General features: G+C 73.3%; 24 protein-coding genes. 12 read left to right on the top strand and 12 right to left on the bottom strand.

Going from position 1 to position 22,838, the window contains the following annotated elements:
* On the bottom strand, positions 1-2,127 hold the full coding sequence (locus OG730_RS28870; protein ID WP_327306972.1) for an acyl-CoA dehydrogenase family protein: 2,127 nt from the start codon (positions 2,125-2,127) through the stop codon (positions 1-3).
* Between the two features lie 143 nt (positions 2,128-2,270).
* On the opposite strand from OG730_RS28870, the gene OG730_RS28865 reads away from it, so the two are divergent.
* Positions 2,271-2,816 (top strand): hypothetical protein, encoded by a 546-nt coding sequence (locus OG730_RS28865; protein WP_327306971.1) that lies wholly within the window; start codon positions 2,271-2,273, stop codon positions 2,814-2,816.
* 31 nt (positions 2,817-2,847) lie between these two features.
* Here OG730_RS28865 and OG730_RS28860 read toward each other — a convergent pair whose 3' ends face one another.
* Entirely contained in the window at positions 2,848-4,866 is a 2,019-nt protein-coding gene (locus tag OG730_RS28860; protein WP_327306970.1) for a serine/threonine-protein kinase, read from the bottom strand.
* 334 nt (positions 4,867-5,200) lie between these two features.
* Between OG730_RS28860 and OG730_RS28855 the strand changes: the two genes are divergently transcribed.
* Positions 5,201-5,587, top strand: a complete 387-nt coding sequence (locus tag OG730_RS28855) for a hypothetical protein (protein WP_327306969.1) — start codon at positions 5,201-5,203, stop codon at positions 5,585-5,587.
* 19 nt (positions 5,588-5,606) lie between these two features.
* Here OG730_RS28855 and OG730_RS28850 read toward each other — a convergent pair whose 3' ends face one another.
* Positions 5,607-5,867, bottom strand: a complete 261-nt coding sequence (locus OG730_RS28850) for a DUF397 domain-containing protein (RefSeq protein WP_327306968.1) — start codon at positions 5,865-5,867, stop codon at positions 5,607-5,609.
* Positions 5,827-6,675 (bottom strand): helix-turn-helix domain-containing protein, encoded by an 849-nt coding sequence (locus tag OG730_RS28845; RefSeq protein ID WP_327306967.1) that lies wholly within the window; start codon positions 6,673-6,675, stop codon positions 5,827-5,829. Before OG730_RS28845 ends, OG730_RS28850 begins: the two co-directional genes overlap by 41 nt.
* Positions 6,676-6,759: 84 nt before the next feature.
* On the opposite strand from OG730_RS28845, the gene OG730_RS28840 reads away from it, so the two are divergent.
* A complete protein-coding gene (locus OG730_RS28840; RefSeq protein ID WP_327306966.1) occupies positions 6,760-7,206 on the top strand; it encodes an ATP-binding protein in 447 nt (148 codons plus the stop codon).
* Here OG730_RS28840 and OG730_RS28835 read toward each other — a convergent pair.
* Positions 7,191-8,186: a hypothetical protein gene (locus OG730_RS28835; RefSeq protein WP_327306965.1), complete on the bottom strand. Its 996-nt coding sequence runs from the start codon at positions 8,184-8,186 to the stop codon at positions 7,191-7,193. The two genes, OG730_RS28840 and OG730_RS28835, sit on opposite strands and share 16 nt — an antisense overlap.
* Before the next feature lie 85 nt (positions 8,187-8,271).
* Entirely contained in the window at positions 8,272-8,997 is a 726-nt protein-coding gene (locus tag OG730_RS28830) for a CTP synthase C-terminal region-related (seleno)protein (protein WP_327306964.1), read from the bottom strand.
* 77 nt (positions 8,998-9,074) lie between these two features.
* Between OG730_RS28830 and OG730_RS28825 the strand changes: the two genes are divergently transcribed.
* Complete coding sequence (locus tag OG730_RS28825; protein WP_327306963.1) at positions 9,075-9,959, top strand: LysR family transcriptional regulator; 885 nt, start codon at positions 9,075-9,077, stop codon at positions 9,957-9,959.
* 86 nt (positions 9,960-10,045) lie between these two features.
* Complete coding sequence (locus OG730_RS28820) at positions 10,046-11,935, top strand: serine/threonine-protein kinase (protein ID WP_327306962.1); 1,890 nt, start codon at positions 10,046-10,048, stop codon at positions 11,933-11,935.
* Positions 11,936-11,947: 12 nt separating this feature from the next.
* Here OG730_RS28820 and OG730_RS28815 read toward each other — a convergent pair whose 3' ends face one another.
* A complete protein-coding gene (locus OG730_RS28815; RefSeq protein ID WP_327306961.1) occupies positions 11,948-12,571 on the bottom strand; it encodes a hypothetical protein in 624 nt (207 codons plus the stop codon).
* Between the two features lie 210 nt (positions 12,572-12,781).
* On the opposite strand from OG730_RS28815, the gene OG730_RS28810 reads away from it, so the two are divergent.
* The 4 genes from OG730_RS28810 (at position 12,782) to OG730_RS28795 (ending at position 16,697) form a co-directional block, all read left to right on the top strand.
* Positions 12,782-13,423, top strand: a complete 642-nt coding sequence (locus OG730_RS28810) for a class I SAM-dependent methyltransferase (RefSeq protein WP_327306960.1) — start codon at positions 12,782-12,784, stop codon at positions 13,421-13,423.
* 176 nt (positions 13,424-13,599) lie between these two features.
* On the top strand, positions 13,600-14,604 hold the full coding sequence (locus OG730_RS28805; RefSeq protein ID WP_327306959.1) for an N-acetylmuramoyl-L-alanine amidase: 1,005 nt from the start codon (positions 13,600-13,602) through the stop codon (positions 14,602-14,604).
* 148 nt (positions 14,605-14,752) lie between these two features.
* Entirely contained in the window at positions 14,753-15,583 is an 831-nt protein-coding gene (locus tag OG730_RS28800; RefSeq protein WP_327306958.1) for a hypothetical protein, read from the top strand.
* Between the two features lie 103 nt (positions 15,584-15,686).
* On the top strand, positions 15,687-16,697 hold the full coding sequence (locus OG730_RS28795; RefSeq protein ID WP_327306957.1) for an LLM class F420-dependent oxidoreductase: 1,011 nt from the start codon (positions 15,687-15,689) through the stop codon (positions 16,695-16,697).
* Here OG730_RS28795 and OG730_RS28790 read toward each other — a convergent pair.
* Both OG730_RS28790 and OG730_RS28785 read right to left on the bottom strand, forming a co-directional pair.
* Positions 16,694-17,122: a hypothetical protein gene (locus OG730_RS28790; protein ID WP_327306956.1), complete on the bottom strand. Its 429-nt coding sequence runs from the start codon at positions 17,120-17,122 to the stop codon at positions 16,694-16,696. The genes OG730_RS28795 and OG730_RS28790 overlap by 4 nt on opposite strands.
* Positions 17,123-17,197: 75 nt before the next feature.
* On the bottom strand, positions 17,198-17,842 hold the full coding sequence (locus OG730_RS28785) for a hypothetical protein (protein ID WP_327306955.1): 645 nt from the start codon (positions 17,840-17,842) through the stop codon (positions 17,198-17,200).
* A gap of 127 nt (positions 17,843-17,969) precedes the next feature.
* Here OG730_RS28785 and OG730_RS28780 point away from each other — a divergent pair, with 127 nt between their 5' ends.
* The gene (locus OG730_RS28780) at positions 17,970-18,272 is read left to right on the top strand and encodes a hypothetical protein (protein WP_327306954.1); all 303 of its coding nucleotides are present in this window, start codon (positions 17,970-17,972) and stop codon (positions 18,270-18,272) included.
* A 102-nt stretch (positions 18,273-18,374) separates the two neighbouring features.
* A complete protein-coding gene (locus tag OG730_RS28775) occupies positions 18,375-18,548 on the top strand; it encodes a hypothetical protein (protein WP_327306953.1) in 174 nt (57 codons plus the stop codon).
* 75 nt (positions 18,549-18,623) lie between these two features.
* Here the strand turns inward: OG730_RS28775 and OG730_RS28770 are convergent, their stop codons facing one another.
* The 3 genes from OG730_RS28770 to OG730_RS28760 all read right to left on the bottom strand — a co-directional run bounded on the left by OG730_RS28770 (position 18,624) and on the right by OG730_RS28760 (position 21,872).
* Entirely contained in the window at positions 18,624-19,712 is a 1,089-nt protein-coding gene (locus OG730_RS28770) for a prenyltransferase (RefSeq protein ID WP_327306952.1), read from the bottom strand.
* Positions 19,709-20,443 carry a class I SAM-dependent methyltransferase gene (locus OG730_RS28765; protein WP_327306951.1) on the bottom strand — a complete coding sequence of 245 codons (735 nt, stop codon included), beginning with the start codon at positions 20,441-20,443 and terminating at the stop codon, positions 19,709-19,711. Before OG730_RS28765 ends, OG730_RS28770 begins: the two co-directional genes overlap by 4 nt.
* A gap of 61 nt (positions 20,444-20,504) precedes the next feature.
* A complete protein-coding gene (locus OG730_RS28760; RefSeq protein ID WP_327306950.1) occupies positions 20,505-21,872 on the bottom strand; it encodes a glycosyltransferase family 4 protein in 1,368 nt (455 codons plus the stop codon).
* 260 nt (positions 21,873-22,132) lie between these two features.
* On the opposite strand from OG730_RS28760, the gene OG730_RS28755 reads away from it, so the two are divergent.
* Positions 22,133-22,801, top strand: coding sequence for a TetR family transcriptional regulator (locus OG730_RS28755; RefSeq protein WP_327306949.1), 669 nt, complete (start codon positions 22,133-22,135; stop codon positions 22,799-22,801).
* Positions 22,802-22,838: the final 37 nt, after the last annotated feature.

Below are 22,838 nucleotides of genomic sequence, written 5' to 3'. Positions count from 1 at the left end.
TCAGTCCCTGGGAAGGCCGAGAATCCGCTCGGCGACGACGTTGAGCTGGACCTGCGTGGTGCCTCCGGCGATGGTCAGGCAGCGGGACATGAGCATGCCGTGCACCGCCCGCTTCCCCGCACCCTCGCTCACCGCGCCCGCCGGCCCCAGCAGTTCGAGCGTGAGCTCGGCGGTCTTCTGCTGGTGCGGGGTCTGCACCAGCTTGCGTACGGAGGCGCCCGCCCCCGGCTCCAGCCCCGAGACCTGCTGGAGCGTGGTGCGCAGCCCGATGCAGGCCAGGGCGTGCGCCTCGGCGGCCAGCGCCCCGATCCGGACCCGGTACCCGCCTTCGAGTTCGGCGGAGCGGGCGAGCAGCGCTTCCAGGCCGGTGTCGAAGGTCATCTGGTCGGCCATGTGGACGCGTTCGTTGCCGAGGGTGTTGCGGGCGACCTTCCAGCCCCCGTCCTCCGCGCCCACCAGGGCGTCCGCCGGGAGCGGCACGTCGTCGAAGTAGACCTCGTTGAAGAGGGCTTCGCCGGTGATCTCCTTGAGCGGCCGGATGTCGATCCCGGGGGTCTTCATGTCGACCACGAAATAGCCCAGCCCCTTGTGCTTGGGGGCGTCCGGATCCGTCCGGGCCAGCAGGATCCCGTAGTCGGCGCTCTGCGCGGAACTGGTCCACACCTTCTGCCCGTTGACGATCCAGCCACCCCCCTCCGCCCGCTCCGCCTTCGTCCGCAGCGAGGCCAGGTCCGAGCCCGCCCCCGGCTCGGAGAAGAGCTGGCACCAGGTGACGTCCCCGCGCAGCGTGGGGAGCAGGTACCGCTCCTGCTGCTCGGGGGTCCCGTAGGCGAGCAGCGAGGGTACGACCCAGGTGGCGATGCCGAGGTCGGCGACCTTGACCCCGGCGGCCGCCAGTTCCTGCTGGACGACGAGCTGTTCGACGGGTCCGGCGCCGAGCCCGTACGGGGCCGGCAGGTACGGGGCCGCGTACCCGGTGGGCGCCAGCACCCGGCGTGCGGTGGCGGGGTCGAGCCCGGCCGCGTCGGCGATGGCGCTACGGGCCTTCGCGCGGTGGGTCTCGGCCCGCGCGGGCAGTTCCAGCCGCAGCTCGCGCCGGGCGCCCGCGGCGGCGAGCCGGACGGCGCGGACCCGGTGGCCGTCGCCGGGGCCGAGGAGCTGGCGGGCGACGAGGGCCCGGCGGAGGTAGATGTGGGCGTCGTGCTCCCAGGTGAAGCCGATGCCGCCGAGCACCTGGACGCAGTCCTTGGCGCAGGAGTACGCGGCGTCCAGCGCGGTGCCCGCGGCCAGCGCGGCCACCAGCGAGCGCACCTCGGCCGGCTCCTCCGTGGCCTGCGCGGCGTCCCAGGCGAGCGCCCGGGCCTGCTCCACGCGCACCAGCATGTCGGCGCACAGGTGCTTGATCCCCTGGAACTGCCCGATGGGCCGCCCGAACTGCTCGCGCACCTTCGCGTACTCGGCGGCGGTGTGCAGCGCCCAGGCGGCGGTGCCGCAGGCGTCGGCGGCGAACAGCACGCAGGCGAGGTCCCGTACGAGGGCCGCGTCGAGTTCCAGCAGGGCGCCCGGCCCGGCGGTGACCCCGCGGGCGCGGACCTCGGCGGTGGGCCGGGTCGGGTCGGCGCCGTCCTGGGTACGGACGTCCAGCGCGGCGGCGTCGACGGCGAACCAGCGGGTTCCGTGCGCGGTCTCGGCGGCGAGCAGCACGAGGTCGGCCTCGCCCGCGCCCAGCACGGGCGGCGCGGTCCCGTCGAGGAGGTAGCCGCCCTCCACGGCGACGGCGGTCAGGTCCCCGGGCCCGAGCGCCACGGCGCCGACCCGCCCGCCGAGGGGCTCGGCCCCGGCCCGGTCCAGGAGTACGGAGGCCAGCACGCTCGGCAGGTACGCCCCGGGCAGCGCCGCCCGGGCGGCCTCCTCCACCACGACGGCGAGGTCGAGCAGGCTGCCGCCCTCCAGGTGCGGTTCCAGCAGCCCGGAGGCGAGCAGCCCGTCCCAGTAGGCGGGCCGCGAGCCCGTCTGCGGCGGGGTGTCGAGGAGCTTGCGCAGCTCCTCGGGCGGCACGGCCCGCGCGACCCAGCCGCGTACGGCCTCGGCCAACTCCCGCTGTTCCTGTGTGATTCCGATGCCCATGCGCGGCAGACTAGAACACGTTGCATTCTGACGGAAGGTCAGAACTGAAACGTGTTCTCGCTTGTGGCGAGCACGGGTCATCGGCCCCCACTCGGATCGGGCCGAGGCGCAACCGAACAGGGGTGCGGCACGTCTGGAAGGAGATGAGACGAGGAACGGGACTGTGGGGAGCGTTGCTGGCGCTGGCGTCGACGGGATGCGTTGCGGCGGCGCCGCCTCCGCTCCAGCCCGTGGACCCGGAGTTCGTGCGCACGATGCGTCCGGTGATCCAGGACGACCTGGCCACGACCCTGAACGATCAATGGTCCACGACGGAGAAATACGGGGAGCCGGGGTGGGGGGTCCGCTTGTTCTGCGACGTGCGGATCATCGAGGTCACCCCGATGCCGGGGAACGGCGTGTCGAGAGTCGGGTTGGTCGCGGACTGCAACGGCTTCGGGCGCGAGGGTACGGCGTTGGTGGACGCGCGTTTCGGCCAGGTGGGCACCTGGATCGTCGAGCTGGACGGCGGCCGGGTCCGGGCGAAGGACCAGGGCCCGGACGGCGCTGAGCGGGGGGACTGGGAAAGGCGCTGGTTCACGAAGCAGGCCCTGAACGAGGCCCGCCGCGTGGAGCACGGCGATTGGTCCGATCCCGCCGCCCTCGCCCGCCGGCACTTCGGGCTCCCCGCGGACGCGCCCCTGCGATGACAGCCGCGGTGTCGCGGGCGGCGGCGCCCGGTCAGGAGCGTTCGTAGTAGTAGCCCTCGCCGTGCGAGGGGCCGACGTTGTGCTGGAGGCCGGACGGCAGGCTCTTGGTGAAGAAGGAGGGGTCCAGGACCCCGCAGAACTGGCTGGCGGACTTGGACTTGTCCACCGCCGCCGCCCCGATGTTGATCCGGGTCCCGCCGGAGGTCAGCGAGGTCACCTTGGCGATGTTCTCGCAGTGGCCCATCTGGGTCTCGTTGATCAGGCGGACCGCCCCGGACCGGGTGATGATCACCGTCCCCGGCTGGCCGATGTTGAAGTCGCCCTTGTAGGTCCAGGTCCCGGCGAAGTACGAGGGCACCGCGTCGCCGCCGCCGGAGCCGCCGCCACTGGGCGACCCGCCGCCACTCGGTGATCCGCCGCCGCTCGGCGAGCCCGAGCCCGACGCCGCTCCCCCCGGGGTGGCGCTCGGGCCGGTGCCCGTTCCGGTGCCCCCGGCGGCCGGGCCGCCCCCGCCGCCCTGGTTCGCGCCGCCGCCCGGGGTGCCGGAGCCTCCGCCGGGGGTGCCCGCGCCCGCCGCCGCGCCCTGCCCGGCGGCGGCCTGCCCGTCCGGGGCCGGCACGGGAGGGCTCTGCGCGGCCTGGGGGCTCTCGGGGTTCCGCGTACCCGGGGCCGGCGAACCGCTCGCCGCCGAAGGGGAGCCGGAGGAGGCGCCGGAGGAGGCGCCGGGCGTCACGGGCGCACCGCTCGCCGGGGGCGAGGCCTGCGCCCCGCCGCCACCGCCGCCGAACGGCTGGAGCAGGGCCACCGTGCCCCCGCCGACGCCGAGCACCAGGACCACCGGCACCGCGACGGTCAACCGCCTCCGCTCCCGGCGCCGTTCGCCCTTTCCGGCAGCTCCGCCGGTACCGCCTCCGGCGGCCGGACCGGTGGCCGGTGCAGCCGCCACCCCGAGCACCTGCTCGCCGGACCCTCCCTGCCCTCCCGGGGCTCCCGCCTCCGGCCGCAGCCCGAGCGTCCCCCGGTCGGGGGTCCGCGCATCGCCCGCTCCCCTTTCCCCGACGGGCGCGGGCACCGGCTCCGGCTCCGGCTTCGCCTCCGCGACCGGTACCGCCTCCGCGTCGAGCAGCCGCGCCGCCTGCCGGGCCAGCCGCTCCACCACCTTGGGCGGCAGCCACGCCCCGCCGCGCGCCGCCGGACGGACCCGCTCCGGGTCCGCCAGCAGTTCGTCCACGCCGGGCCGTTCCTCCACGCCCTTGACCAGGCAGCGGCCGATCAGCGCGCGCAGCGGGGCGTCCGCCACCCGCTCCAGGGCCGGTTCGCCCTCCACGATCTGGAACATCACCGCGTGCTGGTTGCTGGCGCCGTGCCCGAAGGGCAGCTCGCCCGTGGCCGCGTACATCAGGACGCAGCCGAGCGTGAACACGTCGCTCTTCGCCCCGGCCCGCTGCCCGCGCACCTGCTCGGGCGACATGAACCCGGGCGAGCCGACGACCATGCCGGTACTGGTGAGCAGCGACTCGACGGAGGTCTCCAGGGCCCGCGAGATCCCGAAGTCGATGACCCGGCTGCCCTCGACGGTCAGCATCACGTTCGACGGCTTGAGGTCGCGGTGCACGATCCCGGCGGTGTGGATGTCCTTCAGCGCGTGCAGCAGCCCGTCCGCGAGGGCGTGTACGGATTCCACGGGCAGGGGGCCGTACCGGCGCACGATCTGCTCCAGCGAGAGCCCGGGTACGTATCCGGTGGCGACCCACGGCCGTTCGGCGTCGGGGTCGGCGTCCAGGACGGGCGCGGTGTACCGCTCGCCCACCTTCCGGGCGGCGTCGATCTCGCGGCGGAAGCGGGCCCGGAACTGCGCGTCGGCCACGTGCTCCTCGTGCACCACCTTCACCGCGACCGTACGCCCGCTCTCGGACCGGGCCAGGAACACCCGGCCCATCCCGCCGGCCCCGAGGCGCCCGAGCAGCAGGTACGGCCCGATCCGGCTCGGATCCCCGGGCGCGAGGGGCTTTATGCCGCCGTCGAGGTTGTCATCACTGCCGCTGCCCATGCTGCCCGTCCCCCGGTGCTCCCCTGCGGGCGGCCGTCCGGTCCGCCCCGTCGAACTCACCTCAGGTTAGGGCCAGTTCGTTCGACCCCCGAAAGCGAGGCCGGACGGGCGAGAGGAACGCGGGCGGAATGAGGCGATCCGAGAGGCCGACGATGACGACTTGAACGCGTTCAATCCCTGTGCGAGGGTGCGACATGAGTTCTTGAGCCCATCGGTCGCGCACGCGGCCCGCGGAACTCACCGGGGGTGGAGTGTGCCGCGTTCCTGTCGTACCGCGACGCTGATCTCGCTCGCCGCAGCCCTAGCCCTGACGGCCTGCGGCAGACTCACCGTCATGCCGCCACCCGAAGGCGACCCGGTCGTCCTGGAGCCGGCCGCCTTTACGACCACGTGGGTCGACGCCGACGGCGGCACCCTCTCGCTGAGCCGGGACGGCACGTTCCTCGCCGACGAGGTCTGCGTAGCCGTCGACTGGTACGACAGTTTGACCTGGTCCGGAACAGGCACCTGGAAGCAGAGCTCCAACGAGGAGCAGAGCTTCCTCACCGTCACCTTCGACACCGCGCACGCCGTGGGCTACAGCGAGACCCACCCCGAAACGGAGCGGAAGCCCGACTCCTACGCCGCCCTGCGGCAAGGCAAGGCCCTGAAACTCTGGACCGCCATCGGCGATCCGGACAACGACTACCCGAACTGCGTCCTGAACAGCCGGGCGCGCTGACCGGTCGCCGCTCCGTCGCTCAGAGGCTGCGGACGAACTCCGCGAAGGCGGCCGGGGCGACGGTGAAGGCGGGGCCGTCGGGGACCTTGGAGTCCCGGACGGCGATGCGGCAGGGCTGGGGGGCGATCTCCACGCACTCGCCGCCGGTGTCGCCGCTGTACGAGGCCTTGCGCCAGGCCGCGTCGCCGAGCGGGGCGCACTCGACGCAATCACCGCCGGTGTCACTGCTGTACGAGGACTTACGCCACCGTGCGCCCGTCAGGTTCTGGATGGTGTCCATAGCGTTCCTCCATTACGCGGGCGATCAGTTCCGCCGATTTCTCCACGGAGAGCGCGGCGGCCTGCAGGTGATCGTAACGGAGCGAACCCTCCCTGAGAGCGGCCGGATTGGCCGTCATGTGCCCCTGGATGAAGTCCTCGGTGTAGGCGATGTCCGGGTCGTCCTCGAAGCGCAGGAGGTTGAAGGTGCCCGGCAGCCCCGCGTGCGCGCCAGCCTCGAAGGGCAGGATCTGGACCCGCACCCACTCCCGGTCCCACAGACCCAACAGGCGGGCGAGTTGGCCTCGCATCACCTCCCGGCCGCCGACCTCCTGATGCAGGGTCGCCTCGCTCAGCACCACCCACATCAGCGGCGGGTGCTCGCGCTCCAGGATCCGCTGCCGCTCCATGCGGGCGGCCACCTGCGCGTCGAGGCCCTTCTCGTGCCGCACGCCGAGTACGGCCCGCGCGTACGCCTCCGTCTGGAGCAGCCCATAGATCAGCTGGGCCTGAAAGGTGGAGATGTACGCCGCCTTCGCCTCCATCTCCGCGTACGCCTGGAACCAGGTCGGCAGCTGGCTCCGCAGCACCAGCCCCACCAGGCGGGAGAACACCCCGCCCGTACCCAGGGCCGCGTCGACGCGCTCCGAGAAGTCCCGGGTCGGGACCTTCCTCGCCGTCTCGATCTGTCCGATCAGTGAGGCCGCGCAGAAGATGATGTCGCCCAACTGCCCCTGTTTGAGCCCCGCGGCCTCCCGCAGGCGGCGCAGTTCGGCGCCGTAGTAGTCCAGCGGAGAGGCGCTGGGGTCGAGACTGCGGATGTTGACCATGGAGCGGTCACCCCCAAGTACACGCCGGGCGGCGTTCGTTTCGGTCCATAGCCGAGCGTAACCACGCCGCTCCAGTCTGGTGCCATGAATCTCACAACTGACTGCTCAGCGGGACAAGTTGACGCCAGCTATCGCATGGGCTTCACCGTCGGTGACCATTCCGCCGGCCACATGCGCCGCATCCTGCGGATGTTCCTCGCCCAATGGGAGCTCGACGCCCTCGCCGACGCCGCGGAGCTCGCGCTGACCGAGCTGGTCGCCAACGTCGTGCGCCACGTACCCGGACGCGGCTGCGTGGTCCTCATCCTGCGCCGGCCGGGCGGGCTGCGCGTGGAGGTCTCGGACGGCTGCCCGGCGCCCCCGCACCCCCCGACCGGCGCCGGGGAGCTGAGCGAGGACGGCCGCAGCCTGCTCCTGGTCGAGGCGGTGACGGACCGCTGGGGCACGGACCCGAACTCCACCGGCAAGACGGTGTGGTTCGAGTGCGACGCCACCCCACCACGCCCCGCTCCGGGTCAGCGGCGCGGCTGAGCCAACAGGGCGCGGTCGCAGACGATCCGCATGAACTCCTCAGCCTGACGTTCGGACCCGACCCCCTCGCGCACGGGCCCGTAGTGCATCACGATCACGACGGTCCCGACGTACGCCCTCCACATCAGGTGTCGGCCGATCTGGGCGGGGTTCGCGAGGGGCTCGTCGGCAACGACGTACGCAGTCGTCGCGCTCTCGTCGCCCAACCTCCGTGTATCGAAGAGGAATTCCTTCCGACTGCCCGGATTGTCGCGTTCGGTGACCAGCTCGTCGTACCTCCGGAAGGCGGTCGACGCGTCCGGGCAGGTGCGTAAGGAGAACCGGACGCTCAGGTCGGAACGACCCTCGGCGTCCTTCGCGGTCGAGTCGTAGTCCGACCAGCCCGAGTGGCACGTGCCTTCGCGGCCCGCCCCCACCGAGTGCACCTCGCTGGTTTCCCACGCCCCCGGCAGGTCCGACACACCTGGTATCACCCGCTCGGCCTCGTCCGCGCTCAGCTCCCGCGCCCACAACGCCTTGCCCCCACTGCTCCGTGGCGCCTTCTCCTTGAGGAACTGCGAGCCCCCGTAATAGGCGAGGGCGACCACGACGAGGAGGGCCACCGCCAGACCCAGCAGGCCGGCGGTCGTGTTCGGCCTGTGGATGGTGATCGACCCGAGCGATATCTGGCTGCGGCGGACCTTGGCGCCCTGCATGAAGATGCCCGTCGCCTGGTTCGTCGATGCGTTCACGTGCACCGTCAGGGCGTCGCGGAGGACCGGATCCGCCTCGATCTCCTCGCGGAGCACCGCCTCCGCCTCCCCGCGCACCTCGGGGCCGTCCGTACCGGCGTCCAGCCCCTCCAGCGCCGCCTGGCCCCGCGGAGTGGACCACAGCCGCTGCCTGGCCATGCGGGCGATCTCCGACGCGGCCTGCTGCCCGAAACCCGTAGCCGTTCCCGTCAGCACGTCAACGACCATCGATGCCAGGTCCGTTCCCATGAATACCCCCCGGTATCACGCGGCGCTCCGGAGCAGTGTCGTTCCCCCGCCTCCGGTAAGGAACACTCCCTTCCGCTCCCCGCGGTCAGCGGCCGCGCGCGTGCTCGACGGCCGCCGACGCCAGGCCCGCCACGAACGGGTGGGCGCGGGTGCCGTCGCCGTCCAGTTCGGGCTGGAAGAGGGTGGCCAGGAAGAAGGGGTGTCCGGCCAGTTCGGCGATGCGGATGTCGCCGGACTCGTCGGCGCCGGTGAAGGTCATGCCGTGGGCCCGGAGGAGGTCCAGGTGGAGGGGGTTGGGGCCGTAGTCGCAGTGGTAGCGGGCCTGCGTGCGGTCCGCGCCGAGCAACCGGGCGGCGCGGGAGCCGGGGGTGACCCGTACGGTCCCCTCGTGGCCCACGAGCGAGCAGGCCAGCGGGACGACCACCGCGTCCGCCTCGGCCGTCGCCGGGTCGTTCTCGGCGTGGGCGGCCCGGTCCAGCCCGCAGACCGTACGGGCGAACTCCAGCAGGGCGTGCTGGAAGCCGCCGCAGGTGCCGAGGAAGGGGATGCCGTTCTCGCGGGCGTCCCGGATCGCCGTGAGCACCCCGTCCTCGCTGCGGTACGGGCTGCCGGGCAGGACCCAGACGGCGTCGAAGCCGTCCATGCCCTCGCCCGCCTCCTCGGTGGGGATCCAGTAGGCGTCCAGGTCCAGGCCCTCGCGCTCGCGCAGCGCCTCCAGCAGGCCGGGGACGCGGGCGTGGGAGCGTACGGCGTCGGAGCGGTCCGCGATCAGGGCGATGCGGGCGGGCGAGGTGGGGTGGTTCGCGTTCATGACGACCATCCTCCGAGCCGCCGGCCCATCACGTCCAACGATGATCCGCACTACCCGCATAAGCGATACTGATGCCCATGGATCCGCATCTCCTCCGCACCTTCGTCGCGGTCCTCGAACACCGCTCCTTCTCCACCGCCGCGTCCGTCCTCGGCTACACGCAGTCGGCCGTCTCCCAGCACATCGCCGCCCTCGAAGCCGACCTGGGCGCCCGGCTGGTCGAGCGGCGGCCCGTCGCCCCCACCGAGGCGGGGGACCGGCTGATGGAACACGCCCCCGCGCTGCTGCTGCGCCTGGACGCCGCCCGCGCCGACATCGCCCGGCTGCACCGGGCCCCCGACGCCCGGCTGACGCTCGCCTGCTCCCCCGCGGCCTTCGGCCCCGCGCTCGCCCGGGCCCTGGCCCGGCTGCGCGCCGCGGGACCGGTGGAGGTGGACCTGCACACCCTGGCCCGGGACTCCGTGCTCGAAGCGGTCCTGACCGGCCGTGCCGACCTCGGCCTCGTGGACGGCGTGGCCGCGCCCAGCGACCCCCTCCCGCTGCCGGACCTCGGGCCCACGGTCACCCTCGCGGTCACCGAAGAACCTCTGGCCGTGCTCTTCCCGCACACCCACCCCCTGGCGCGCCGGAGTTCGGTCCGGCTGCCCGACCTCGCGCAGGCGCAGTGGATCGACGCCCCCGGTACCGCGGTCCCCCTCGCCCGGCTCCGCGAGGTCAGCCACACCGCCGGCTTCCACCCCCGGATCCGCCACCACGGCACGGACCCGCACGCGCTGGCCGCCCTGGCCGCCGCCGGGCACGGCCTGACCGCTCTCCCCCTCTCCCTGGCCGCCACCTTCCCCGGCACCACGGCGATCCCGGTCCGCGCCCCCCGCCTGGTCCACCGCACGGAACTCCTCCACCCCACGGCCCCGCCCCCGCACGCGGCGGCACTGGCGGCTCTCCTCACCGGCCGCCCGTAGCCGGCGCCCCGTAGCCGGCCGCGCACACCGCCGCCGGACATAGGCTTCGTCCCGGCGGGCCGGGATCGTGGTGGGGAGACGAGCGGGTGCGGGAACTGATCGAAGACCGGTACGAGTTGGAGGAGCTGCTCGGCCGGGGCGGGTTCGGCGAGGTGTGGCGGGCCACGGACCGCCGGGTGGGCCGTCGGGTCGCCGTCAAGATCGGGTACCCGCTGACGTACGAGGACACCCGCCGGTTCGAGCGGGAGGCCAGCCTCGCCGGGAGCCTCGCCCATCCCCACATCGCCACCATCCACGACTTCGGCCGCACCGAACGCGCGGGGCGCAGCACGGTGTTCCTCGTCATGGAGCTGCTGCGGGGACGCAGCCTCGCCGAGATCCTGGACGAGGGCGTGCCGCCCCTGACCGACGCCCTGCATTGGGCTCGGCAGATCGCGGACGCCCTCGGGGCCGCGCACGACGCCGGGATCGTCCACCGGGACATCAAGCCGGCCAATGTGATGGTCGTCGGCAACGGCGTGGCGAAGGTCCTCGACTTCGGCATCGCCAAGGCTCGGGGCGGGCCCGGTACGGAACTGACGGGCACCGGCATGATCATCGGCTCCTTCCCGTACATGGCCCCGGAGCGCTGGACGGGTGGCGCGAACGGGGTCCCCGTGGACGGGCGCAGCGACCTGTACGCACTGGGCTGCGTACTGATGGAGCTGCTCACCGGTGAACGCCCCTTCCCCGCACGCGAGATGCACGAACTCCTCGCCCAACACCTGACGGCCGAACCGCCCTCCCCCGGCTCGCGCCGGCCGGGGCTGCCCCCCGGCCTGGACGCACTCGTACTCGGCCTGCTCGCCAAGGACCCCGGCGAACGTCCCGCCGACGCGCACGAGGTGGGGCGGCGCCTGGCGGAGCTCACCCGGGACCCACGGGCGGCGGAACCGGCCGGATCGGCGCCGCCGGTCGCACGGGCCCTCACCCCCTCACCCGAACCGGCACCCGCCTCCGTCCCCGATCCTGTCCCTGCACCCGCCTCCGCGCCCCCGGCGCCGTCCTACTCCCCGACCGTCCACGTCCTCGCGGCGCAGCCGGCCGACGATCCCGTCCGGGCCCTGCTGCGGCGGCGCCTGGAGCGGCTGCTGGCCGACGGCCCGGCCGACCTCGTGGAGCGGCTGGGCATGCTGGCCGCCGACTCGGCGGAGGAGCTCGGCGCGAACGACCCGCTGACCGTACGGGCCGCGTACCACCGGGCGGTGCGGGTGCGCGGGCAGTCCGGCATCGAGCTGGAGCGCCTCCTTCCGCGCATGATGCGGGTCCTCGGCCTGGAACACCCCGACACGATCACCGCGCGCGTCGCGTACGTCGGCGAAGCCGCGGCCCACGGCCCCGGCGACGGCCACCGGCACGAGGGAGAGCTGTGCGAGATCATCGAGCAGGCCGTCCGGGTGCTCGGCCCCCACGACCCGGTGACCGTGACCGCCCGGTACCACCTGGCCTCGGCGATGCAGCGGGGCGCCCGCGACCGCGACGGCCAGTGGGACGCCCGCACCCCGGAGCGGGCCGAGAGCGAACGCGCCCTGCTGGGGCCGCTGCTGCCCGACCTGGAGCGGGCCCTGCCCGCCGACGGGCCGGTCCTGCTCGACGTACGGCGCCGGCTGGCGCACGACGCGTGGCTGGTCGGTGATTTCGCGGCGGCCGCACCGCTGTACCTGCGGCTGTTCCCGGACGTGGAGGAGCTAGTGGAGCACGGGGACCCGGAAGTGGCGCACCGCGTGATCCGCAGCATCGGCGAGGCGGGGGACCCCGAGCGCGCCCTGCACCTCATCGGCCCGCTGCTGCACCGGCTCCCTTTCGTCTTCGGCAGCGGTGACTGGCTGACCCAGGAGGTCACGGACACCCGCTCGGACCTGCGCCGCGCCCTGCGCGAACGCCGCCGGGGCGGCGGCCCGGGGACCGGCCCCCTCTCCCGCCTGTTCGGCCGCTGACCGGAAGGGGGGTCAGGAAGCCGACCCGTCCTGCGGGGCAGCGCCCAGGAGGAACTCGGTGGCCCGGGCGATGGCCTCGGCGTACGTGGGGTGGACCGCCTCCGACTCCTCGTCGCGGCCGTCCGCGGCTGCGGCGGTGTACCACCAGGCGTCGGCGTCGGGGTCGTGGTGGATGACGGCGGTGCCGCCCGCGTAGCGCAGCGGGATGGACTCGCTGGCGGACCGCTTCGCCACCGCGTGCGGCCACTTCAGGCGGGCGGACTGGCGCTTGATGCCGCCCCAGGCCGCGCCGAGCTGCGCGTAGCTGGCCCCGCTGCGGCCGGCGACGGTCGCGGCGCTCTCCGCCATCCGGTCGACGGACCGCTTGGCTTCGTACAGCGCCCGCAGCATGGCGAGTTGCACGTCGGGGGCGGCCATCAGGGCGGGATCGAAGGGCTTGCCCTCGGCGCGGTAGGCCTGTGCGCGCGTGGAGATGCGCTGCGCCAGCGGGCGGACCGCGTCGAGCACTTGGTCGTCCATGGCGACCGCCTCGTCCTCGGCGGGCTCGCTCCAGGCGGGCTCCACGAGGGCCGCGACGGTGGCCCAGAAGTCCTCGTCGTTCCGGTCGGGGGTCGGGATCGGAGTCGAATAGTCCATGTGACATGTTTACCTGCCGAAGGGCCTACATGACAAGTAAAACTGTCGAAGGATGGATCGACAGGCGCTCATGTCGCCGCGCGGGTCGGCCCGACCCCACGCACCGCGGGCGGGCCCGGGCATGGCGTCCTACCAGCGGGTAAGGCACCATGGGCCGCCGACGTGCGCCGATCCAGGCCGGACGCCACCCACCCCCGCAGGAGGAACACCATGGCCAGCCCCAAGCCGGAGACCCTCGCCGCCTTCGAGGCCGCCAAGGGGTTCATGCCCGTAGGGGAAGGGCTCGCCCTGTACGAGGCGGCCGCCGACGCGGCGCGGCTCGGGCTGCCGCTCCTGGAGGTCGGCACCTACTGCGGGCGCTCCACGATCCTGCTCGCGGACGCCGCCCGCGAGGCGGGGGTGAGCGCGCTCACCGTGGACCACCACCGGGGCAGCGAGGAGCAGCAGCCCGGCTGGGAGTACCACGACCCGAGCGTCGTGGACCCGGAGGTCGGGCTGATGGACACCCTGCCCACCTTCCGCCGGACCCTGCACAAGGCCGGCCTGGAGGACCACGTCATCGCGATCGTCGGCCGCTCCCCGCAGGTCGCCGCGGCCTGGGGCGGCAAGCTCGGCCTGGTCTTCATCGACGGCGGCCACACCGACGAGCACGCCACGGGCGACTACGAGGGCTGGGCCCCGCACCTCGCCGAGGGCGGCACGCTGGTGATCCACGACGTGTTCCCCGACCCGGCCGACGGCGGCCAGGCCCCGTACCGCGTCTACCTGCGCGCCCTGACCTCGGGCGCCTTCGAGGAGGTCGCGGTGACGGACTCCCTGCGCGTGCTGCGCCGCACGGGCGCGGGCATCTGACCTTCGGGGTCCGTATCGGGGCCCGCCCTGGGGCCCGCCTCGGGGCAGGTCTCGGGGCCCGCCCCGGGGCAGGTCTCAGGGCAGGTCTCAGGGTGCGCCCCGGCATATAACCTCACCGCGCCCCCGGATGGCCCACGGTCCGTACACCCGACCGACCGCCGGTCTAGCATCGCCGGGTGCGCTACGACGAAAGCTCCCCGCCGCTCCCCGAGTCCTCGACGTCCATCAGTCCGGACCGGCCCTGGTACGCCCGCCGGTCGACCCTGGTCGTCGCGGCGGCCGCGATCGCCCCGGCCGTTCTGGCCGGGTGGGTACTGACCGAGGTGCTGAGCGGGGGCGCGCGCGACGACTCGCGGCCGCCCCGGATCGTGATGCCGCTCGCGGCCTCGGCCGCCGCATCCTCCGCGTCGGCCGCTCCTTCGGCCTCGGCCGCATCCTCCGCCTCGGCGGCGCCGACCCCCGGACCGGGCGCGAGCGCCGCCCCCGCCGCCTCCGCCGCCAAGGGGCTCGCCGGCCGCACCGTCGTCATCGACCCCGGCCACAACACGGGCAACTTCAAGCACACCACCGAGATCAACCGCCAGGTGGACATCGGCACCAACCGCAAGGAGTGCGACACCACCGGCACGACCACCAACTCCGGCTACATGGAAGCCGAGTTCAGCATGGACGTGTCCCGTCGGCTGCGCACCGTCCTGGAGGCCAAGGGCCTCAAGGTGGTCCTCACCCACGAGGCCGGCAAGGAACGCCCCTTCGGCCCGTGCATCGACGAGCGCGCCCGGATCGGCAACGAGGCCGCCGCCGACGCCGTGGTCTCCGTCCACGCGGACGGGGTCTCGGCCGGGAGCCGCGGCTTCCACGTCATCCTCCCCGCCAAGGTCAAGGGCGGCAGTGCCGACACCGCGAAGATCATCGGACCGTCCCGGCAGCTCGGCGAGCGGATCGCCGGGAACTTCGCCCGGACCACCGGCTCCGCCCCCGCCAACTACCTCGGCGGCGGTACCGGATTGGTCGTGCGCGACGATCTGGGCGGACTGAACCTCTCGACCCGCCCCAAGGTGTTCATCGAATGCGGCAACATGCGTGATGCCAAGGACGCGGCACAACTGTCGAGTCCGCAGTGGCGCCAGAAAGCGGCCCAGGGCATCGCGGACGGCATCGTAGGCTTCCTCGGCGGGTAGGGCCACCAGGACCGTCCCTCCGGACGGCCCGCAGCCCCGATCCTCTCGGCCGCGGCGAAGCTCCGTACCATGGTGCCGCCCGCCCCCTGCGTCACGGCGGGCGCCCAGGGCACCACGAGACGACGAGACCGAGAAGGACACCTAAGACGTGAACATCCGATCCCTCACACGAGGCGACGGCGTGGTGATCGGAGCAGCGGCATTGCTGTTCATCGCCTCGTTCCTCGATTTCTACTCCGCGCCCAACGTCGACGCACCGAGCGCGTGGGACACCGACGTGTACCGGCTGGCGCTGCCGAGCATCTTCCTGCTCGCGTTCATCGCCGTCGGCCTGCTCGTCGCCGCCCGCCTGCAGCCCGCCGGGCGCCAGCTCTTGGGTCTGCCCTTCCAGGCCTGGGGCACGGTGCTCTCCGTCGCCGCCGCCTGGTCCGCGCTGTGGGGCCTCATCACCTGCCCGACCGGGGCCGACCTCGGCGCGGGCGCCGTCATCGGCTTCCTCGCCACGGCCGTACTGGCCGGCGTGACCCTCTTCGGCGCGAAGGTGCCCGCGCTCGCCGGGCAGCTGGTGCCGGACCCGAAGCCCGCCACCACGGCCGTCCCGCCGTACGGCGGCCAGCCGCAGCAGCCGGGCGCCGGGTACGGATACCCGGGCGGCCAGGAGCCGCAGCCGTACGGGGCCGCCCCGCAGCCGGTCCCGCCCTACGGCGGCGGCCACGAGCAGCAGCACCAGGCCCCGCAGGCCCCCCAGGACGCCGTCCCGCAGCCGGCCCCGGCGGCGGACTTCACGCCGTTCTGGTTCGCCGTTCCGGTGGCCCGACCGCTCTTCGCCGAGGACGGCAACCCCGCCCCGATCGCGGAGCTCGCGCCCGGCACCTGGTACCTGGCCGTGGAGCAGCGCGGTCCGGCCACCCTGATCGCCCAGACCCAGGACGGCCGTCGTGGCGTCCTGAACGACACCTCGGGCATCCAGCGCGGCTGATCCCGCACGCGTGCACGCACAACGGCCCCCCGCCCTTCCGGGCGGGGGGCCGTTGCCCTACAGTCACCTGACGCATCGTCAGATTCGTGGAGGGGACCGTCACATGCGCCTCGGACTCGCACTCGGCTACTGGGGCCGCGGCCCCAATCCGGACCACCTCGACCTCGCCGCCGAAGCCGAGAACCTCGGCTACGACTCCGTGTGGACCGCCGAGGCCTGGGGCTCGGACGCCTTCACCCCGCTCACCTGGATCGCCGCGCACACCTCGCGCATCCGCCTGGGCACCGCCATCGCGCAGATGGCCGCCCGCACCCCGACCGCCACCGCCATGCAGGCACTGACCCTGGACCACCTGTCCGGCGGCCGGATGATGCTGGGCCTCGGCCTGTCCGGACCGCAGGTGGTCGAAGGCTGGTACGGGCGCCCCTTCCCCTCCAGCCCCCTGACGGCGACCCGGGAGTACGTGGACGTCATCCGCCAGGTGCTGCGCCGCGAGGCCCCGGTCGCACTGGACGGCCGCTTCCACAGCCACCCGTACCGGGGCGCGGACGGCACCGGCATCGGCAAGCCGCTCAAGCCCATCACCCACCCGCTGCGGCCCGACCTGCCGATCCTGCTCGGCGCCGAGGGCCCGAAGAACATCGCCCAGACCACCCGCATCGCGGACGGCTGGCTCCCCCTCTACTGGTCGCCGACCCGCACCGACGTCTACCAGGCCTCGCTGTCCGAACTCCCCGAGGGGTTCATGATCGCCCCGATGGCGCGTGCGAAGGTCTGCGACGACGTCGCGGAGGGACTCCTCCCGGTGAAGGCGATGCTGGGCTTCTACATCGGCGGGATGGGCCACGCGGCACGCAACTTCCACGCCGACCTCATGGGCCGCATGGGCTACGAGGAGGAGGCGCGGCGGATCCAGGAGCTGTTCCTGGCCGGGCGCAAGGAAGAGGCCGTCATGGCCGTCCCGGACGCGTTCGCGGACGAGATCTCCCTGGTCGGACCGCGGGAGCGGATCGCCGAGCGCCTGGAGCTGTGGCGCAAGGGCCCGGTGACCGACCTGCTCCTGACCGCCCCCGACCCGCACACCCTGCGGGTCCTGGCGGAGCTGAACACCTAGGAATCCGGGGTTTCCTCCGGAAGGGGCGCCAGGAGGGACCCGGGGGCCGTCTCCGGGACGGCCGTCAGGAGCTCCCGCAGGTCCAGCGGCATCACAGCGATCTCCATGCCCTCGCCGCCCTCGAACTCACAGGTCACGATCCGCGAGCCCGGGTTGATGGAGATGCCCTCCCGCACGGAGGGGACCCGTACGCCGGTGGCCCGGGCGCCGGTCAGGGGCACGGGCTCGCCCCGGCCGGGCACCCAGCGGGCCGCGCCCGGGTCGGCGTACACCCGGCCGCTGCGCCAGCGGCCGCTGCCCGCGGGCCGGCGGGCCATCGACGGGATCCCGGCCGGGGATCCCGCGGCCCGGCGCCGGTGGTGTTTGCGGCGCAGCAGCCAGCCGGTCGCGGCGGCGACGCCGGCGAGGAACACGAACTCGATCATCGGACCATTCAAACAGGGAAACGACAGCGGGCCGGACCGGAGGATTCCGGTCCGGCCCGCTGCACGGGGACCGCGTCAGCCGGTCAGCTGGCCCGCGCTCGGGACCTTGTCGGTCACCGTGGCGCCCGCGCTCTTGCCGGCTTCCTTGACGCTGTTGATGACGTTCTCGAAGGCGCCGATGTCGGCGTCGCCGGCCTGGCCCTTGCGCAGCTTGGTGCCGAGCCCCTTGAGGGAGTCGATCCCCGCCGTCAGCGGGCCCACGGCCTTCGACAGCAGCGGGTCGCCCTTGGCGTTCTCGCTGGCCGCCTTCAGCCGGTTGTAGGCGAAGGCGCCCGCGAGGCCCGCCTTGACCAGGGCGAAGGTGCGGCCCTTGGCGCCCTTCTTGAACTTGCCCGCCTTGTACGGCTTGATGATCCACTGGTAGGTGGCACCGGCCGCGAGCCCCGCGTTGGCGACGAAGCGGGTCTTGGCGAACTTCTGCTTCTCCGCCGGGGTGCTGGGCGAGGGGGTGGCGGCGGCCGCTTCCGCGTCCTCGGCGGATGCCGCGGCGTCGGCCTCGGCGAACGCGGCCATGGCCACCGAAACCTCGTCGGCCTGACCGGGGGCGGCCTTGTCGCCGCCGCCCGAACCGCAGGCGGTCGCACCGCCGAGCAGGGCGCAGGACAGGAGCACCGCCGTGAGGGCACGGCGGAAGCGGACGGCTGTGGTGGGTAGGGACACGGGTCTCCTCCGGGGACTGAGGCGTCTCCCGCAGCCTCACCCCGGCCACCCGACTCCGCGACCCGGGGGACCCGTTCGGGTTGGCCCGGCAGGGTTTAGCGCGCCGGGGAGCGGCCAGAAGCGCGGCATGACCTCACACACGCGAGTGCGCACCAGAGGAAGCAGCCAGGCCGGCCGTGCCGTCGCGGTCGTGGCGGACGTCATGGCCTTCATCATCGGCCTGTGGATCCTGCTGTACCTGCTGGACGCCAACCAGGGGAACGCACTGGTCGACTTCATCCACGACGCGGCCAGCTGGCTGGCCGGCTGGTCCTACGACCTCTTCACCTTCCACCGCGACTGGGTCCAGGTGGTGATCGGCTACGGCATCGCGGCCGTCGCCTACCTGGTCATCGGCCACGCCGTCGCGGGCCGGCTCTACCGCCGCTAGGTCGTCCCTTCCGGAAATCCGGGACACGAGGGCAACCATCCGCGCCGGCCGCGGGTCGTACGGGCGAGAGTTGATTGATCGGACTTCGCCCGGGGGGCCCTTGTGAAGAAGTACACGGCGACAGAGGATGCCTCGCCCGCCCGCTCCGCGCCCACCGCGCCCGCCGCGCCGCACCGGGCCGCGGCGGCCCCGGGAGGGCCCCTCCGCGCCATCCGGTTCGCCGTCTCCACCGAGGAACGTGCGCAGGACCCCGAGAGCTACGCCGCCGTGCGCTGACGCGTGCGGCGTGGATGCGGGAGCGGGCACGGGCTGCGCCCGTGCCCGCTCCCATCAGCCGTCAGCCGTCGGCCGTCAGCCGCAGCAGTCCGGTTCCAGGCCGGCCGGCAGGGTCAGGCCGCCGAAGACCGTGCCGGTGGCCTCGTCGCCGCCCAGGGCGGCCACCGCGAGGAGGAGCGAGCCCGCCGTCCAGGTGGTCTGCTCCACGGGCCAGACCGCCCCGTCGTCGAAGACGTACCCGGTCCAGTACATGCCGTTGTCGGCCCGCAGGTGGCCGATCGAGCGCAGGATCTCCAGGGCCCGGTCCGACTCCCCCGTCGTCCACAGCGCGAGGGCCAGTTCGCAGGACTCCCCGCCGGTCACCCAGGGGTTCGGCAGCACGCACCGTACGCCGAGGTCCGGGACGACGAACTCCTCCCACCGCTCCTCGAGCCGGGCCTTCGCCTCCGCGCCGGTCAGCGCCCCGCCGAGGACCGGGTAGTACCAGTCCATGGAGTAGTGGGACTTGTCGAGGAACCGCTCGGGGTGCCGGCGTATCGCGTGCCCCAGGGCGCCCGCGGCCAGTTCCCAGTCCGGCTGCGGATCGCCCCGGTACTCGGCGATGGCCAGCGCGCAGCGCAGTGCCTGGTGGATGGAGGAGGACCCGGTGAGCAGCGCGTCCGTGACGGGCTCTCCCGACGGCTCGCGCTTCCAGCCGATCTCGCCGCCCGGCTGCTGGAGCCGCAGGACGAACTCGACGGCCGCGTACACGGCGGGCCACATCCGGTCGAGGAAGGCGTCGTCGCCGGTGGACAGGTGGTGGTGCCAGACGCCGACGGCGAGGTACGCGACGAAGTTGGTCTCCCGGCTCGCGTCCTGCGGCTCGCGGGTGTCGACCCCGTCCTCGCGGTCGGCGTAGGCCGCGTACCAGGAGCCGTCGTCGTTCTGGTGGCGGACCAGCCAGTCGTAGGCCCGCGCGGCGGCCTCGTGCTCGCCCGCCGCGTCGAGGGCCATCGCGGCCTCGGTGTGGTCCCACGGGTCGAGGTGGTGCCCGCGGAACCACGGTATGGCCCCGTCGGCGCGCTGTGCGGCGAGGATCCCGGCGACGGTGGCGGCGGCCTGATCGGCCGTCAGTACGCCGTCCAGGACCAGGTGTTCGGGTGCGGTGCGCCCGGGAGAGCTCACTGCGCGGCACCCACGGGGAGGTGCGGCTTGGTGGCGTAGGCGACGAAGCTCTTGCCGATGACCGGGTTCAGGGCCTGCTCCGCGAGCCGGGTGAGCGCGGGCTTCTTCATGATGTCCCAGACCAGGAGCTTGTGGTACGCCTTGACGGGCAGCGCCTGGTCGTTGTCGACGCCGAAGGCGCACTTGAGCCACCAGTACGGCGAGTGCAGGCCGTGGGCGTGGTGGGTGCCGTACGGCTTGAGGCCCGCGGACTCCATCTTGCCGAGCAGTTCCTCCGCCTTGTAGATGCGGATGTGGCCGCCCTCGACCTCGTGGTAGGCGTCGGAGAGCGCCCAGCAGATCTTCTCGGGGCCGTAGCGCGGCACGGTGATGGCGATGCGTCCGCCGGGCTTCAGGACGCGGACCATCTCGGCGAGGACGCCCTTGTCGTCGGGGATGTGCTCCATCACCTCGGAGATGATGACGACGTCGAAGGAGTCGTCGGGGAAGGGCAGCGCGAGGGCGTCGCCCTCCATCGCGGTGGCGGTGGCGCCGGCCGGGGCCTCGCCGGCCTCCTTCATCGCGGCGAACCACTTGGCGACCTCGCGGATCTCCTCGCCGTTGCGGTCGAGGGCGACCACCTGGGCGCCGCGCCGGTAGCACTCGAAGGCGTGCCGGCCTGCGCCGCAGCCCAGATCGAGTACGCGGTCGCCTGCGGCGAGCGGGAACCGGGAGAAATCGACGGTCAGCACGTGGTCCTGCCTTCGCGGTCGCGGGGTGGGGAGGGGAACTGCATCGGACGGAAGGGGGAGGTCACCGGGTCGTCGCGGCCTGCGGGGCCTTTGACGCCTTGGCGGCTCTCGCGCCCGCCGCCGCGCGCTCGATGGCGGCGCGGTAGTGGACGACGGTGCCCTCGGCGGCCTTGGCCCAGGTGAAGCGGGACAGCACCCGTTCGCGGCCGGCGGCGCCGAGCCGGGTGCGCAGTTCGGGGTCGCCCAGCAGCCGGCCCAGCGCGGCGGCCAGCGCCCCCGCGTCGCCGGGCGGCACGGCGAGGCAGCTCTCGCCGTCGGGGCCGGTGACCTCGGGAATCGCACCGCCGGTGGTGGCGACCAGCGGGGTGCCGGTGGCCATGGCCTCGGCCGCCGGGAGCGAGAAGCCCTCGTACAGCGAGGGCACGCAGGCGATCTGGGCGCTGCGGACGAGGTCGACGAGCTCGGTGTCGGTGATGCCCTTGACGAAGCGGACGGCGTCCTGGAGTCCGTACGTCTCGATCGCGCGGGCCACCGGTCCCCGTTCGGCGCGCTTGCCGACGACGACGAGGTGCGCGTCGGGCTGCTCTGTACGGAGCTTCGCGAGCGCCTCGACGAGGTGCACGAGCCCCTTGAGCGGGACGTCGGCGCTGGAGGTGGTCACGATCCGGCCGGGCACCTCCGCCACGGAGGCGTCGGGCGACCACAGGTCGGTGTCGGCGCCGATGTGGACGACGTGGATGCGCTCGTCCCGGACACCGAGGTGCTCGGCGATCTCCTTCTTGGAGGAGCCGGAGACGGTGAGCACCGAGCCCAGCCGCCGGGCCACGCGGCCCTGCATGCGCGTGAACCCGTACCAGCGCCGTACGGAGACACGCTTCCTGCGGTCCTTGGCGGCGGCCAGGTCCAGCTTGCGGTCGACGGTGATGGGGTGGTGGATGGTGGTGACCAGCGGGGCGCCGAGGTCCGCCAACAGCCCGTAGCCGAGGGTCTGGTTGTCGTGGATGACGTCGAACTCGCCCGCGCGGGAGGCCAGATGACGGCGCGCGCGGAGCGAGAAGGTCAGCGGCTCCGGGAAGCCGCCGGTCCACATGGTGGCGACCTCGACGGCGTCGATCCAGTCGCGGTACTCGTCGCGCCCCGGCGTACGGAACGGGTCGGGGCTGCGGTAGAGGTCCAGGCTGGGCAGCTCGGTGAGGGTGGCGCCGGCGCCGGTGAGGGCGTCGGTGTCGAGCACCGGGTAGGGCTGCGCGCCGATGACCTCGACGCGGTGCCCCAGCTTCACGAGCTCGCGCGCCAGGTGGCGGACGTAGACGCCCTGGCCACCGCAGAACGGGTTCCCCTTATAGGTGAGGAGTGCGATCCGCAACGGGCGGCCGCCGTCGGCGGCCGGACCCGTGAGAGGGCTCGTCACCATGGCCTCTGCGGTCACTCTCGGCCCCCTTCTCCCTGCACTTTCGCCGGAGCGTAACCGCTCGGATAATGTAGAACAAGTTTCAGACTTGATCCGTTGAAGAGCATTGAATCTACCGGCCGGAAACCACACCGTAAGAGGGGTGGCGGGTGATTCGCGCCACGGATCGGGCGCCTGCCATGCTGGGGCGCACGACAGCCCGGGGCAGCGCGCGTGGTCGCTCCGGCGCAGACCTGAACGCCCTGGAACTGAAACGCCTTGGAACCGGAACGGGACAGATGACAGCGGAAGCGAAGGCCGTGACCCCAGCCGTCACCACACCGGCGTCTCCGCCCCTGACGGAGCGCCAGGAGGCACGCCGCAGGAGGATCCTGCACGCCAGCGCCCAGTTGGCGAGCCGGGGCGGCTTCGACGCGGTGCAGATGCGGGAGGTGGCGGAGTCCTCCAGCGTGGCCCTGGGCACCCTCTACCGGTACTTCCCCTCCAAGGTGCACCTGCTCGTCGCGACCATGCAGGACCAGCTCCAGCACATGCACGGAACGCTGCGCAAGCGCCCGCCGGCCGGGGACGAGCCCGCGGCCCGGGTCGCGGAGACCCTGATGCGCGCCTTCCGCGCCCTCCAGCGGGAGCCGCACCTGGCGGACGCGATGGTGCGTGCGCTGACCTTCGCGGACCGCAGCGTGAGCCCGGAGGTGGACACGGTGTCCCGCCTCACGACGGCGATCATCCTGGACGCGATGGGGCTGGACGCCCCGCCGACGGCGGAACAGCTCTCCGCGGTCCGGGTCATCGAGCACACCTGGCACTCGGCCCTGATCACCTGGCTCTCGGGCCGCGCGTCGATCGCCCAGGTGAAGATAGACATCGAAACGGTCTGCCGCCTGATCGACCTCACGGCCCCGGAGCCGGCGACGGCGGCCTCTCCGAAGTCCCCGAAAAAGTCCTGATCTGACTGTTGGGGCGAGCCCGGAGGCCGGGCGGACT

The sequence above is a fragment of the Streptomyces sp. NBC_01298 genome, from assembly GCF_035978755.1.
In the GTDB taxonomy this organism is placed as follows: domain Bacteria; phylum Actinomycetota; class Actinomycetes; order Streptomycetales; family Streptomycetaceae; genus Streptomyces.
This window is presented reverse-complemented; position numbering and strand designations above follow the sequence as displayed.

Bases quoted from the DNA above. Each gene is read 5' to 3' on its own strand.
- OG730_RS28870 (WP_327306972.1), bottom strand. From the start codon at position 2,127: ATGGGCATCGGAATCACACAGGAACAGCGGGAGTTGGCCGAGGCCGTA.
- OG730_RS28840 (WP_327306966.1), top strand. From the start codon at position 6,760: ATGAATCTCACAACTGACTGCTCAGCGGGACAAGTTGACGCCAGCTAT.
- OG730_RS28860 (WP_327306970.1), bottom strand. From the start codon at position 4,866: ATGGGCAGCGGCAGTGATGACAACCTCGACGGCGGCATAAAGCCCCTC.
- OG730_RS28855 (WP_327306969.1), top strand. From the start codon at position 5,201: ATGCCGCCACCCGAAGGCGACCCGGTCGTCCTGGAGCCGGCCGCCTTT.
- OG730_RS28810 (WP_327306960.1), top strand. From the start codon at position 12,782: ATGGCCAGCCCCAAGCCGGAGACCCTCGCCGCCTTCGAGGCCGCCAAG.
- OG730_RS28780 (WP_327306954.1), top strand. From the start codon at position 17,970: ATGACCTCACACACGCGAGTGCGCACCAGAGGAAGCAGCCAGGCCGGC.
- OG730_RS28825 (WP_327306963.1), top strand. From the start codon at position 9,075: ATGGATCCGCATCTCCTCCGCACCTTCGTCGCGGTCCTCGAACACCGC.
- OG730_RS28790 (WP_327306956.1), bottom strand. From the start codon at position 17,122: ATGATCGAGTTCGTGTTCCTCGCCGGCGTCGCCGCCGCGACCGGCTGG.
- OG730_RS28845 (WP_327306967.1), bottom strand. From the start codon at position 6,675: ATGGTCAACATCCGCAGTCTCGACCCCAGCGCCTCTCCGCTGGACTAC.
- OG730_RS28830 (WP_327306964.1), bottom strand. From the start codon at position 8,997: ATGAACGCGAACCACCCCACCTCGCCCGCCCGCATCGCCCTGATCGCG.
- OG730_RS28815 (WP_327306961.1), bottom strand. From the start codon at position 12,571: ATGGACTATTCGACTCCGATCCCGACCCCCGACCGGAACGACGAGGAC.
- OG730_RS28795 (WP_327306957.1), top strand. From the start codon at position 15,687: ATGCGCCTCGGACTCGCACTCGGCTACTGGGGCCGCGGCCCCAATCCG.
- OG730_RS28835 (WP_327306965.1), bottom strand. From the start codon at position 8,186: ATGGGAACGGACCTGGCATCGATGGTCGTTGACGTGCTGACGGGAACG.
- OG730_RS28850 (WP_327306968.1), bottom strand. From the start codon at position 5,867: ATGGACACCATCCAGAACCTGACGGGCGCACGGTGGCGTAAGTCCTCG.
- OG730_RS28755 (WP_327306949.1), top strand. From the start codon at position 22,133: ATGACAGCGGAAGCGAAGGCCGTGACCCCAGCCGTCACCACACCGGCG.
- OG730_RS28865 (WP_327306971.1), top strand. From the start codon at position 2,271: ATGAGACGAGGAACGGGACTGTGGGGAGCGTTGCTGGCGCTGGCGTCG.